We start from the raw sequence: 12,760 nt of genomic DNA, 5'->3' as shown, positions 1-12,760 counted from the left end.
GGCAAAAGGCGCTCCGCCGGAAGCTCCGTCGCCAGGACTCGAACCTGAACTATCTGAACCAAAATCAGAGGTGCTGCCGATTACACCACGACGGATTGGGTGTTGGCGGTGTGCGTGCCGCCGCCCCAGAGACTTTAGTCTGCCGACGATGCCGGGCGCTTGCGGCCGGAGGAGGAGGCCGACAATCCGGTTTGAGTCTGCCGACGATGCCGGGCGCTTGCGGCCGGAGGAGGAGGCCGACAGTCCGGCTTGAGTCTGCCGACGATGCCGGGCGCTTGCGGCCGGAGGAGGAGGCCGACAGTCCGGCTTGAGTCTGCCGACGATGCCGGGCGCTTGCGCCCGGAGCTCGCATCCAGGGCGAGCTGGTGCGTCCAGTGTGAGCTGGCGGCGTCGAGTGTGAACTGAGGGCGGGATTTTCGCGATTTTCCCGCCCTGGCTGCACACTCGACGCCTCCAATGCACACTCAACGCCTTCAATACACACTCGACGCCGCCACTGCACACTCAACGCCACCAGTTCACCCGCCAAGCGGCCACCAGCACGCTTGACCGCCCGATACGCTGATCCCCGTGGCGGAACCGGACAAAGCGCCCAATCCCAATCGGGAATCCCCGGCACCCTCGGCCCCAGCCCGCACGCCGCGCGCCCGGATGACCGGCAGCGAGCGCCGACATCAGTTGATCGGCATCGCGCGTTCGCTGTTCGCCGAACGCGGCTACGAAGGAACCTCGATCGAGGAGATCGCCCAGCGCGCCAATGTGTCCAAACCCGTCGTCTACGAGCACTTCGGCGGCAAGGAGGGCCTCTACGCCGTGGTGGTGGACCGGGAGATGTCGGCGCTGCTGGACGGCATCACCTCGTCGCTGACCAACAACCGGTCCCGGGTACGCGTCGAGCGGGTGGCACTGGCGCTGCTCACTTACGTCGAAGAACGCACTGACGGTTTCCGGATCATGATCCGCGACTCGCCCGCCGCGATCAGCTCGGGCACTTATTCGAGTTTGCTCAACGATGCCGTCAGCCAGGTCAGCTCGATTCTGGCCGGCGACTTCGCCCGTCGCGGCCTGGACCCCGACTTGGCGCCCCTGTACGCCCAGGCGCTGGTGGGCTCGGTGTCGATGACCGCGCAGTGGTGGCTGGACACCCGCGAACCCAAGAAGGAAGTGGTGGCCGCGCACCTGGTCAACCTGATGTGGAACGGCCTGACTCACCTGGAGGCCGACCCGCATCTGCAGGACGAATAGAGATCAGGCTCCACGCTCGACGGCGAGACAGTCGCGGGACAGCAGGTCGTTGACCGTCTCGCGGCGCACCAGCTCGCGCACCCGCCCACGGTTCAGCGCCAGCAGCGGCGGACGGCCGACCAAGTTGGATGCCACGCCATGGTGAGCCGGAATGCCCGCGACCGCCAGCAGGTCGCCCGGCCGCACGTCGGCCGGTAGCTCGACGTCGCGGACGATCTCCTCGCCGGCCACGCAGTGCCGATCAGCCACGGTGACGACTTGGCGGTTCACCAGGGGATGCCGGTTTGCCAACGCGACCGAAACCGGATCGCCGATGCTGCCGTCGACCGTGACGACGACGCGCCCGCTGGGTCGGTTCTGCACCGAGCACACCCGGTAGAGCGCCACACCGGCTTGCGCGATGATCGCCGGGCCGGGCTCCACCACCACGGTGGGCCGCGGAAAGTGCTCGGCCGCGCAGCCTTCGTCCAGCGCGTCCTCAACGACGGCAGCCAACTCGCCGAGATCGAAACCACGGCGCTGCGGCAGCCCGCCGCCGATGTGCAGCTCGGTGAGGATGACGCCGTGACGGGCGCGGATGTCGGCCATCGCCGCGATCATCCGGTGGATCGCCTCGCCGAACCACGCGGCGTCGGCGGCGTGCGAGCCCCGGCTGGGCAAGTGGCAATGCAGCCCGACCAGGTCGAGGATGGGATGCGCCAGCACCCGGCCCACTGCGTCGACGGCCTGGCCCCGGTCCAGGGCGAACCCGAACTCGGCGCTGATTGCGGCCCAGCTGCGTTGTCCGTGCACGTCGAGGTCCGGTGTGACCCGGATGAGCACCTTTTGGCGTCGCCGGGCCAGGCCGGCCAGGTAGGCGATCTCGATGTCGGAGTCCAGCACGATGCGCCCGACGCTCACCGCGACGGCCTGGCGCAGCTCGGCGGGGGGACTTGGCGTTGCCGTGCATGACGATCCGCGCCGGGTCCACGCCACCGGCCAGGGCCACCGCCAGTTCACCCGGTGAGCTGACGTCGATGCCGAGCCCCTCCTCGCGTGCCCAGCACGCCGCCGCGGTGGCCGGCAGCGCCTTTCCCCGGGTAGACCAGCTCGACGTCCCGCAGCACCTTGCGGCAGCGGCGGGCCCGCTGCCGGAAGTCGGCTTCGTCGATCACATAGGCGGGGGTGTCGAATTCGTCGGCGACGTCTGTGAGCGGTACCCCACCGACACAGATCCGGCCTCCTTCGTCACACGACGCCGTCGTCGGCCAGAGCGCCGGGTCCAGCCGACGAGGTGCGGCTTTGCCCATGGTGGGCAGCAAATCCAGCAGTGTCATGAACTAAACGTGCGCCTCGATCCGGGCGGATTCCGCTTTGCTTACGGATCCTTGACGGCGCAGGGCCGAAAATTGACGACCTCGAACGCCCCTAGAATGGCGACATCATGACCGCACCGGGGGCTGCTAGCCCAGACACCCCGATCGCGGGGCTCGTCGAATTGGCGTTGACCGCACCGACTTTCCAACAGCTCATCGAGCGTGCCTCCGATCGCCCCACCGAACTGCCGCTGGTCGGGCCGGCCAGCGCGCGCCTTTTCGTGGCCAGCGCGCTGGCCCAACTCGGCCCGCTGCTGGTGGTCACCGCCACCGGCCGGGAGGCCGACGACCTGACCGCGGAGTTGCGTGGGGTGTTCGGCGACGCAGTGGCCGTCTTCCCGTCCTGGGAGACGCTGCCGCACGAGCGACTGTCGCCCGGCATCGACACCGTCGGCAGCCGGATGATGGTGCTGCGCAGGCTGGCTCACCCGGACGACGAGCGGCTGGGTCCCCCGCTGCGCGTGGTGGTGACGGCGGTCAGATCACTGCTGCAGCCGATGGCGCCGCAGCTGGGCCGCCAGGAACCGCTGACGCTGACGGTCGGTGACGAGATCCCGTTCGAGGACGTCGCGCAGCGGTTGGTCGAGTTGGCCTACACCCGGGTGGACATGGTTGGCCGCCGCGGTGAATTCGCCGTCCGCGGCGGGATTCTGGACATTTTCGCGCCCACCGCCGAACATCCGGTGCGGGTCGAGTTCTGGGGTGACGAGATCACCGAGATGCGGATGTTCTCGGTCGCCGACCAGCGCTCGATCCCGGAGATCGAGGTGCAGACGCTGATCGCGGTCGCCTGCCGGGAATTGCTGCTCACCCCTGAGGTGAAAGCGCGTGCGGGCGAACTCGCCAAAGAACATCCCGCCACCGAGAACACCGTCACCGGCAGCATCATCGACATGCTGGCCAAGCTGGCCGAGGGCATCCCGACCGACGGGATGGAGGCGCTGCTGCCGGTGCTGCGCCCCGACGATCATGCGTTGCTCACCGATCAGCTGGCCGACGGCACTCCGGTGCTGGTGTGCGACCCGGAAAAGGTGCGTACCCGCGCGGGCGACCTGATCAAGACCGGCCGGGAGTTCCTAGAGGCGTCGTGGTCGGTGGCGGCCCTGGGCACTGACGCGCCGGTCGACGTCGAAGCGCTGGGCGGCTCCGGGTTCGCCGAGCTGGACGAGGTCCAGACGGCGGCGGCCGCCGCGGGCCATCCCTGGTGGACGTTGAGCCAGCTCTCCGACGAGGCGGCCGTCGAGCTCGGGATCCGCCCGGCGCCGTCGGCGCGCGGACACCAGCACGATATCGACGGAATTTTCGCCATGCTGCGCGCGCACGTGGCGACCGGCGGGTACGCCGCGATGGTCGCACCCGGCACCGGCACCGCCCACCGCATGGTCGAGCGGCTGGCCGAGTCCGACATCGCCGCGGCCATGCTGGACCCGGGCGCCACACCCAAACCGGGGGTGGTCGGCGTCCTCAAGGGCCCGCTGCACGACGGGGTCATCGTCGAGGGCGCCAACCTCGTCGTGATCACCGAAGCCGACCTCACCGGCAGCCGCGCCACCGCCGTCGAGGGCAAACGGCTGGCGGCCAAGCGGCGCAACACCGTCGACCCGCTGGCGCTGAACGCCGGCGACCTGGTGGTGCACGACCAGCACGGCATCGGCCGGTTCGTGGAGATGGTCGAACGCACCGTCGGCGGGGCCCGTCGCGAATACCTGGTGCTGGAGTACGCCTCGGCGAAGCGGGGCGGCGGCTCGGACAAGCTGTATGTCCCGATGGACTCGCTGGATCAGCTGTCCCGCTACGTCGGCGGCCAGGCGCCCGCGCTGAGCCGTCTCGGCGGCAGCGACTGGACCAACACCAAAACCAAGGCCCGCAAAGCGGTGCGGGAGATCGCCGGCGAGCTGGTGGCGCTGTACGCCAAGCGGCAGGCCAGCCCGGGGCACGCGTTCGCCCCGGACACGCCCTGGCAGGCCGAGATGGAGGACGCGTTCGGCTTCACCGAGACCGTCGACCAGCTCACCGCGATCACCGAAGTCAAGTCCGACATGGAAAAGCCGATCCCGATGGACCGGGTGATCTGCGGCGACGTCGGCTACGGCAAGACCGAGATCGCGGTGCGGGCGGCGTTCAAGGCGGTGCAGGACGGCAAGCAGGTCGCGGTGCTGGTGCCCACCACGCTGCTGGCCGACCAGCATCTGCAGACCTTCACCGACCGGATGGCCGGCTTCCCGGTCACCGTCAAGGGCCTCTCCCGGTTCACCGATCCCGCCGAATCCCGCGCGGTGATCGACGGCCTGGCCGACGGGTCGGTGGACGTGGTGATCGGCACGCACCGGCTGCTGCAGACCGGGGTGCGCTGGAAGGATCTCGGCCTGGTCGTGGTCGACGAGGAGCAACGGTTCGGCGTCGAGCATAAGGAGCACATCAAGGCGCTGCGCAGCCACGTCGACGTGCTGACCATGAGCGCCACCCCGATCCCGCGCACGCTGGAAATGAGCCTGGCCGGCATCCGCGAGATGTCGACGATCCTCACCCCGCCCGAGGAGCGCTACCCGGTGCTGACCTACGTTGGCCCGCACGACGACAAGCAGATCGCCGCGGCACTGCGGCGCGAGCTGCTGCGCGACGGACAGGCGTTCTACGTGCACAACCGGGTCAGCTCGATCGACTCGGCCGCCGCGCGGCTGCGCGAGCTGGTGCCCGAGGCGCGGGTGGTGGTCGCGCACGGTCAGATGCCCGAGGAGCTGCTGGAACGCACCGTGCAGGGCTTCTGGAACCGCGACTACGACATCCTGGTGTGCACCACGATCATCGAGACCGGGCTGGACATCTCCAACGCCAACACCCTGATCGTGGAGCGCGCCGACACCTTCGGCCTGTCCCAGCTACACCAGTTGCGCGGCCGGGTGGGGCGCAGCCGGGAACGGGGCTACGCCTACTTCCTGTATCCGCCGAACGCGCCGCTGACCGAGACCGCCTACGACCGGTTGGCCACCATCGCGCAGAACAACGAGCTGGGCGCGGGCATGGCGGTGGCGTTGAAGGACCTGGAGATCCGCGGCGCCGGCAACGTGTTGGGGGTCGAGCAGTCCGGACACGTCGCCGGCGTCGGCTTCGACCTTTATGTGCGGCTGGTCGGCGAGGCGGTGGAGGCGTACAAGGCCGCGGCCGACGGCGAGACCGTCACCACCGCGGAAGAGCCCAAGGACGTGCGGATCGACCTGCCGGTCGACGCACACCTGCCGCCGGACTACATCGCCAGCGACCGGCTCCGGCTGGAGGCCTACCGGCGGTTGGCCTCGGCTCAGGACGACGCGGCCGTGGAGTCGGTGGTCGAGGAACTCAAAGACCGGTACGGGCCGTTGCCCGAGCCGGCCGACCGCCTGGTGGCGGTGGCCCGGCTGCGGCTGCTGTGCCGGGCGTCCGGCATCACCGAGGTCAGCGCCGTGTCGGCGGCGACGGTGCGGCTCTCCCCGCTGACGCTGCCGGACTCCGCCCAGGTGCGGCTGGCGCGGATGTACCCGGGCGGACGGTACCGGGCCACCACGGCTACGGTGCAGGTTCCGATTCCGCGGGCGGGCGGTATTGGCGCGGGACACATCCGTGATGTCGAATTGGTGCAGATGGTGGCTGACTTGGTGACCGCGCTGGCGGGCAAGCCGCAACAGGATGTCGGCCAGTCGAGTACGCCGAGTGAGGAGCGGCAAGGCTGATGATTGTCGTCCTGGTCGACCCCCGCCGCCCGGCGCTGGTGCCGGTGGAGGCGATCGAGCTGCTGTGCGGTCAGGTGCAGTACACCGAGGAGATGCCGATCGCGGTGCCGTGGTCGCTGCCGGATGCGCACCCGGCGTACACCGGCGAGGAGGCGCCGGTGCTGCTGTCGTCGGACCCCAAGCATCCCGCCGTCACCGCCCGGCTGGCCGCCGGTGCACGGCTGATCGCGGCACCCGAGCGGCAGCGCGGCGAACGGCTCGTCGACGCCGTCGCGATGATGGACAAGCTGCGTACCGCCGGCCCGTGGGAAAGCGAGCAGACCCACGATTCGCTGCGCCGGTACCTGCTGGAAGAGACCTACGAGCTGCTCGACGCCGTGCAGAGCGGCAACATCGACGCACTCCGCGACGAGCTCGGTGACCTGCTGCTGCAGGTCCTCTTTCACGCCCGCATCGCCGAGGACGAGGCGCTGCTACCGTTCAGCATCGACGACGTCGCCGACACACTGATGCGTAAACTCGGCAACCGCGTGCCGGGAGTGCTTGCGGGCGAAGAGATTTCGTTGCAGGACCAGCTCGCCCAGTGGGAAGAGGCCAAGGCGTCGGAGCGGTCGCGCAAGTCGCGTAACTCGGTGCTGGACGACGTGCACACGGGACAGCCGGCATTGGCGTTGGCGCAGAAGGTGATTCAGCGGGTGACCCAGGCCGGGGTGCCCGGTGAGTTCATCCCCGCTGAACTCACCACCATCACGCTGACTCCCGAGGTCGATGCGGAGAACGATCTTCGGGCCGCTGTTTTGGACTTCGTCGAGACGGTCCGCACTGCCGAGCGGGCCATCGCTGCGGCCCGGCGCGGGGACAGCATCGCCGAGGAACTCGACATGGCTCCGCTCGGCTTCGTCACCGAGGAGGAGTGGCGAGCCCATTGGCCGACGGGCGGGGGCGCGGCGGGCTACCAAACGGGGCCCGACGAGGCCCCGGAAGACTCCCTGGTCGACGTCTTGGATCCCGAGCAGGCGGCGACCGAAGCGAGTGCCGCCAAGGAATCTCGCGGTGGCGCCGCCAAAAAGCGCAAAGGCCGCCGTTAAGCGCCGAGCGTCGAGCTTTGCGCGGACTCAGGCGTTTCGCACATCAACGGACATAGCGAAGTTTGCCAACATTGGCAATAACAGCTGATTGACCGTCTTCTACGATTGCTGTCTTGCGCGGCGGCATCCCATAGTGACGAAAGTGGCGCACCAATTCTGTTTGCTGGGTGGTGCACCAGCCGGGGCCCACCCCCAAGCCGTGGGACGATGAGCGGGACGAAAACGGGTGAATGGCTCCGGCAAGGAGACCGACAGGGGAAGTTGTGTCGCCGAGACGTTGGTTGCGCGCGGTCGCCGTGATAGGGGCGACCGCGATGCTGTTGGCGTCAAGTTGTACCTGGCAACTGAGCCTGTTCATCCCCGAGGGCGTGCCGCCGCCGGCGGGGGGACCCGGTGCCGCCGGTGGACACCCACGCCCCCGGCAGGCCGGCCGACCAGTTGCGGGACTGGGCGCAGCAACGCGCGCCGGCCCTGGAGATGCCCGTCACCGCCTTGGAGGCCTATGCGTACGCCGCCCGGGTGGCCGAGGTGGAAAACCCCAAGTGTCATATCGCCTGGACGACGCTGGCCGGCATCGGGCAGGTGGAAAGCCACAACGGCACCTATCGGGGTGCGACGATCGCGCCCAACGGGGATGTGACGCCGCCCATTCGCGGTGTCCGCCTGGACGGCACCGGCGGCAATCTGCGGATCGTCGACGACGACACGGCCGCCTCGAGCGGCGCGTCTGACGACGACGGGGTGCAGCGCGCCATGGGTCCCATGCAGTTCATCGCCGAAACCTGGCGACTCTACGGGGTTTCGGCGAAAGAACACGCCAAGCCCAACGTCGACAACATCGACGACGCCGCGTTGTCGGCCGCAGGTTACTTGTGCTGGCGCGGAAAGGATCTCGGGACACCTCGGGGATGGATCACCGCGCTGCGCGCCTACAACAACTCCGGTGTGTACGCGCGGGCGGTTCGCGACTGGGCGACCGCCTATGCGGCCGGCCATCCGCTGTAGAAAGATGATCGCTGACGTTTGACGCACCCGCACGCAAAGGAGAGCCCAGTGCCGATTATCGAGCAGGTCGGAGCGCGTGAGATTCTCGACTCCCGCGGCAACCCGACCGTGGAGGTCGAAGTCGCGCTGATCGACGGGACCTTCGCACGGGCTGCGGTGCCTTCGGGCGCTTCGACCGGCGAGCACGAGGCCGTCGAATTGCGTGACGGTGGCGACCGCTACGGCGGCAAGGGCGTGAAAAACGCCGTCCAGGCCGTGCTGGACGAGATCGGGCCCGCGGTGATCGGGCTCAACGCCGACGACCAGCGGCTGGTCGACCAGGCGTTGGTGGACCTCGACGGCACCCCGGACAAATCCCGGCTGGGCGCCAACGCCATCCTGGGCGTGTCGCTGGCGGTGGCCAAGGCGGCCGCCGACAGCGCCGCCCTGCCGTTGTTTCGGTACCTGGGCGGTCCCAACGCGCACATCCTGCCGGTGCCGATGATGAACATCGTTAACGGCGGCGCGCACGCCGACACCGGCGTCGACGTCCAGGAGTTCATGGTGGCGCCCATCGGCGCGCCGAGTTTCAGCGAGGCTTTGCGCTGGGGCGCGGAGGTCTACCACTCACTCAAGTCGGTTCTGAAGAAAGAGGGGCTGTCCACCGGGCTGGGCGACGAGGGTGGCTTCGCGCCGGACGTGTCCGGCACCACCGCGGCCCTGGACCTGATCAGCCGGGCCATCGAGTCCGCCGGCTTCCAACTCGGCGTGGACGTCGCACTGGCCCTCGACGTGGCCGCCACCGAGTTTCACACCGAAGGCACCGGCTACAGCTTCGAGGGGTCGACCCGCACCGCCGAGCAGATGACGGAGTTCTATGCCGGGCTGCTCGGCTCCTATCCGCTGGTGTCCATCGAAGACCCGCTGTCCGAAGACGATTGGGACGGCTGGGCCGCGTTGACGGCCGGTATCGGCGACCGGGTGCAGATCGTCGGTGACGACCTGTTCGTCACCAATCCCGAACGCCTCGAAGAAGGTATCGAGCGGGGTGTGGCAAATGCGTTGCTGGTCAAGGTGAATCAGATCGGGACGCTGACCGAGACCCTTGATGCGGTGGCGCTGGCGCACCACAGCGGATACCGCACGATGATGAGCCATCGCAGCGGCGAGACGGAGGACACCACCATCGCCGACCTGGCGGTGGCCGTGGGTAGCGGTCAGATCAAGACCGGTGCGCCGGCGCGCAGTGAGCGGGTGGCCAAGTACAACCAGTTGCTGCGGATCGAGGAGGCGCTGGGCGATGCCGCCCGGTACGCCGGTGATCTGGCGTTCCCGCGCTTCGCGATGGACGCGAAGTAACGCAGCTTGGCCGCCCAAGTCCGATCCGAGACGTCGTTCCCCGGCATCGCGCCCGGGGAAGGCCGGCGATTCGGGTCGGGGCCGGCGCTCGGCGAACTCCTACTCCAAACCCGCGGCCAAGCCGGTCGCGCGGCCGTCGTCAAAGCCCACCCAGACCGCGCCCGACGAGAGAGCCGCGCCGCGACCCGCTCGCTGCAGGAGCACGTCGTCGAGCCGATCAAACGGTCGTTCACCGAATCGGTGGACCAGCGTTCGGATCAGCGGCTGGGTTTCACCGCACGCCGCGCGGCGATCCTGGCCGCGGTGATGTGCGTGCTGACCCTGACCATCGCCGGACCGGTGCGCACCTATTTCGCGCAGCGCACCGAGATGGAGCAGTTGTCGGCGTCCGAGGCCGCGCTGCGCCGCCAGATCGCCGAACTCGAACAGCGCAAGGGCCAGTTGGCCGATCCGGCGTACATTGCGGCGCAGGCGCGCGAGCGCCTCGGGTTCGTCAAGCCCGGCGACATCCCGTTCCAGGTGCAGCTGCCGCCGGGCGCGGCGACCCCGCAGCAGCCCGGCACCGAGGCGAGCGGTCACGCCAAAAACGAGCCCTGGTACACGGCGTTGTGGCACACCATCGCCGACGCCCCGCACCTACCGCCCGGCGCCAACCCGGCCCCCGAACCCGCTCCGGTGCCGCCGAACCCGACGACGCCCGGTGGTTGAGCCTGCCGACCTGGACGCGGTGGCCCGCCAACTCGGCCGTGAGCCGCGCGGGGTGCTGGAGGTCGCCTTCCGATGCCGCGACGGTTCCCCCGGCGTGGTGAAGACCGCCCCGAAACTGCCTGACGGAACTCCGTTTCCGACGCTGTACTACTTGACGCACCCGGTGCTGACGGCGGCGGCGAGCAGACTGGAGACCACCGGACTGATGCGCGAGATGACCGAACGACTGCACCACGACCCCGATCTGGCCGCCGCCTACCGGCGGGCCCACGAGTCGTACCTGGCCGAGCGGGACGCGATCGAAGAGCTGGGCACCACGTTTTCCGGCGGCGGCATGCCCGATCGGGTCAAATGCCTGCACGTGTTGATCGCGCACTCGCTGGCCAAAGGCCCGGGTGTCAATCCGTTCGGGGACGAAGCGCTGGTGCTGTTGGTCGCCGAGCCGGCCACGGCGGCTTTGGTTGGGGGACAGTGGCTTTGACTCGGCTCGCCGGAATCGACTGCGGTACCAATTCGATTCGCCTGTTGATCGCGGACTTCAGAGACGGGCGGCTGCGCGATGTCCATCGCGAGATGCGGATCGTGCGGCTGGGTCAAGGGGTGGATGCGACGGGCGAGTTCGCGCCGGAGGCGATCGCGCGCACCCGGGCGGCGCTGACCGACTACGCCGCGCTGCTCGCGGAACACCACGTGCAGCGGGTACGGATGGTGGCCACCTCGGCCACCCGCGATGCCGCCAACCGCGACGTCTTCTTTGCGATGACCGCCGAAGTGCTGGGCTCGGTGATCGTCGGGTCGCGAGCCGAGGTGATCAGCGGCGCGCAGGAGGCCGAACTCTCGTTCCGCGGCGCGGTTGGTGAGTTAGACGGCGCCGGAGCACCTTTCGTGGTTGTCGACCTGGGTGGCGGGTCGACCGAGATCGTGCTCGGCCAGGCCGGGGACCGCAGCGGCGAGGTCGCCGCCAGTTACTCCGCAGACATCGGCTGCGTCAGGCTGACCGAACGCTGCCTGCACGCCGACCCGCCGACCGCCGCCGAGGTGTCCGCAGCGCGGAAAGTGGTGCGGGAACGGCTCGACGTTGCGCTGCGCGCGGTGCCGGTCGAAGCCGCCCGAACCTGGGTGGGGTTGGCCGGGACCATGACCACGCTGTCGGCGTTGGCGCACCACATGACCTCCTATGACCCTGCGGTCATTCATCTTTCGCGGGTGCCGCTCGATTCGTTGCTGGACGTGTGCGACGGGCTGCTCGGCATGACCCGTGCGCAGCGTGCCGCGCTGGGGCCCATGCACGAAGGCCGCGTGGACGTGATCGGCGGCGGGGCGATCGTGGTGCAGGAGCTGGCCCGCGAACTGCACCAGCGGGCCGGTATCGGCGAGTTGGTGGTCAGCGAACACGACATCCTGGACGGCATTGTGCTGTCCATGGCGGGCGATGGGTAGGCGCCGGACCCGCTGCGCGGTCGGTGATCCCAAACCTCTTCACCAACTAAGCGGGCTGCCCTAGAGTCATGGTCATGTTCAGCAGGACTGGACGAATTCTGCTCTTGACTCAGGCCATCGCCGCAATGGTGGTCTGCTTGCTGACCGCGCCGGTGGCCACCGCGCACGATCCGGAATGCGACACCATCATGGCGGCGGGCGATCAGCTCGAAGCGGCCTTCGATCAGGTTGAACCGCAAGGGTATACGCCGCCGGGCGTAGGAAGTCAGATCCGCCAGGCCGCGCAGCCCTTGTACCAGGTGTCCGGCGTGACCGCGGTGGACCTGCGGAACTGGTCGGACATCTTGGCCGCCAAGCTCGATCACGATCGGCGCTACCTGCAGGAAGGCTCGGACGAACTCTGGTTGACGGCTGACCTCAATGCGGCGAGGAGTCATTTGCTGGCGGCGCGCCGGTACTGCACATGGTCCGTCTACACAACCGGGTGAGCGCCGAGCCGACGCGCACGCTTGCCGGCTTCGGTCCGAATTCGCCTACGCGCCACCGAATTCCGGGCGCAGCGAGCCGGCGAGCGCGGACAGCGGCACCTGGATCGTGACGGTTCCGCCGTCCATCGACCACGCCGGGTTCAGCGTTGACGATCGGCCGGGGCGGGGGTTTCCCTGCTGCATCGGCGCGTCGGGCATGTACAGAATCAGACTGTCCGGCGTGAGCGCAAAGGCCTGATACCCACCGGTGAACCCGAGGCCGTTGGGCCCCGGTGTCCATTCGGCAACGGTGAACGGATAGTTATTGGGCGGGTGCGGGGGCGCGGCGGCGTCCAGCGCCCCCGGCAGGATCGCTTCGGTGGCCGGCGGTATCGCGCTCAACGGGT

At 68.9% G+C, this 12,760-nt stretch carries 8 protein-coding genes, 1 tRNA gene and 3 pseudogenes; 9 read left to right on the top strand and 3 right to left on the bottom strand.

Annotated elements, in window-relative coordinates; translation table 11 throughout:
* Positions 1–23: 23 nt before the first annotated feature.
* Positions 24–95: transfer RNA gene (locus L6444_RS24530), tRNA-Gln, on the bottom strand.
* Positions 96–651: 556 nt separating this feature from the next.
* On the opposite strand from L6444_RS24530, the gene L6444_RS24525 reads away from it, so the two are divergent.
* The gene (locus tag L6444_RS24525; protein WP_236984405.1) at positions 652–1,245 is read left to right on the top strand and encodes a TetR/AcrR family transcriptional regulator; all 594 of its coding nucleotides are present in this window, start codon (positions 652–654) and stop codon (positions 1,243–1,245) included.
* A 3-nt stretch (positions 1,246–1,248) separates the two neighbouring features.
* On the opposite strand, the pseudogene L6444_RS24520 reads toward L6444_RS24525, so the two are convergent.
* Positions 1,249–2,561: pseudogene (locus L6444_RS24520) on the bottom strand (diaminopimelate decarboxylase family protein).
* Between the two features lie 107 nt (positions 2,562–2,668).
* On the opposite strand from L6444_RS24520, the gene mfd reads away from it, so the two are divergent.
* The 8 genes and pseudogenes from mfd (at position 2,669) to L6444_RS24480 (ending at position 12,374) form a co-directional block, all read left to right on the top strand.
* Entirely contained in the window at positions 2,669–6,307 is a 3,639-nt protein-coding gene (gene mfd / locus L6444_RS24515) for a transcription-repair coupling factor (RefSeq protein WP_236977757.1), read from the top strand.
* Entirely contained in the window at positions 6,307–7,395 is a 1,089-nt protein-coding gene (locus tag L6444_RS24510; protein ID WP_236977756.1) for a nucleoside triphosphate pyrophosphohydrolase, read from the top strand. Before mfd ends, L6444_RS24510 begins: the two co-directional genes overlap by 1 nt.
* A 263-nt stretch (positions 7,396–7,658) precedes the next feature.
* A pseudogene (locus L6444_RS24505) lies at positions 7,659–8,400 on the top strand (lytic transglycosylase domain-containing protein).
* A 48-nt stretch (positions 8,401–8,448) separates the two neighbouring features.
* The gene (eno, locus tag L6444_RS24500; RefSeq protein ID WP_236977755.1) at positions 8,449–9,738 is read left to right on the top strand and encodes a phosphopyruvate hydratase; all 1,290 of its coding nucleotides are present in this window, start codon (positions 8,449–8,451) and stop codon (positions 9,736–9,738) included.
* Positions 9,680–10,446: pseudogene (locus tag L6444_RS24495) on the top strand (FtsB family cell division protein). Before eno ends, L6444_RS24495 begins: the two are co-directional and overlap by 59 nt.
* Positions 10,439–10,927 carry a DUF501 domain-containing protein gene (locus L6444_RS24490; RefSeq protein WP_236977754.1) on the top strand — a complete coding sequence of 163 codons (489 nt, stop codon included), beginning with the start codon at positions 10,439–10,441 and terminating at the stop codon, positions 10,925–10,927. Before L6444_RS24495 ends, L6444_RS24490 begins: the two are co-directional and overlap by 8 nt.
* Positions 10,918–11,886: a Ppx/GppA phosphatase family protein gene (locus L6444_RS24485; protein WP_236977753.1), complete on the top strand. Its 969-nt coding sequence runs from the start codon at positions 10,918–10,920 to the stop codon at positions 11,884–11,886. The genes L6444_RS24490 and L6444_RS24485 overlap by 10 nt, the downstream gene beginning before the upstream one ends.
* Before the next feature lie 68 nt (positions 11,887–11,954).
* Entirely contained in the window at positions 11,955–12,374 is a 420-nt protein-coding gene (locus L6444_RS24480) for a hypothetical protein (protein ID WP_236977752.1), read from the top strand.
* Positions 12,375–12,419: 45 nt separating this feature from the next.
* Here L6444_RS24480 and L6444_RS24475 read toward each other — a convergent pair whose 3' ends face one another.
* Positions 12,420–12,755 (bottom strand): hypothetical protein, encoded by a 336-nt coding sequence (locus L6444_RS24475; protein WP_236977751.1) that lies wholly within the window; start codon positions 12,753–12,755, stop codon positions 12,420–12,422.
* Positions 12,756–12,760: the final 5 nt, after the last annotated feature.

This window comes from Mycobacterium kiyosense (assembly GCA_021654635.1).
Taxonomy (GTDB): Bacteria; Actinomycetota; Actinomycetes; order Mycobacteriales; family Mycobacteriaceae; genus Mycobacterium; species Mycobacterium kiyosense.
This window is presented reverse-complemented; position numbering and strand designations above follow the sequence as displayed.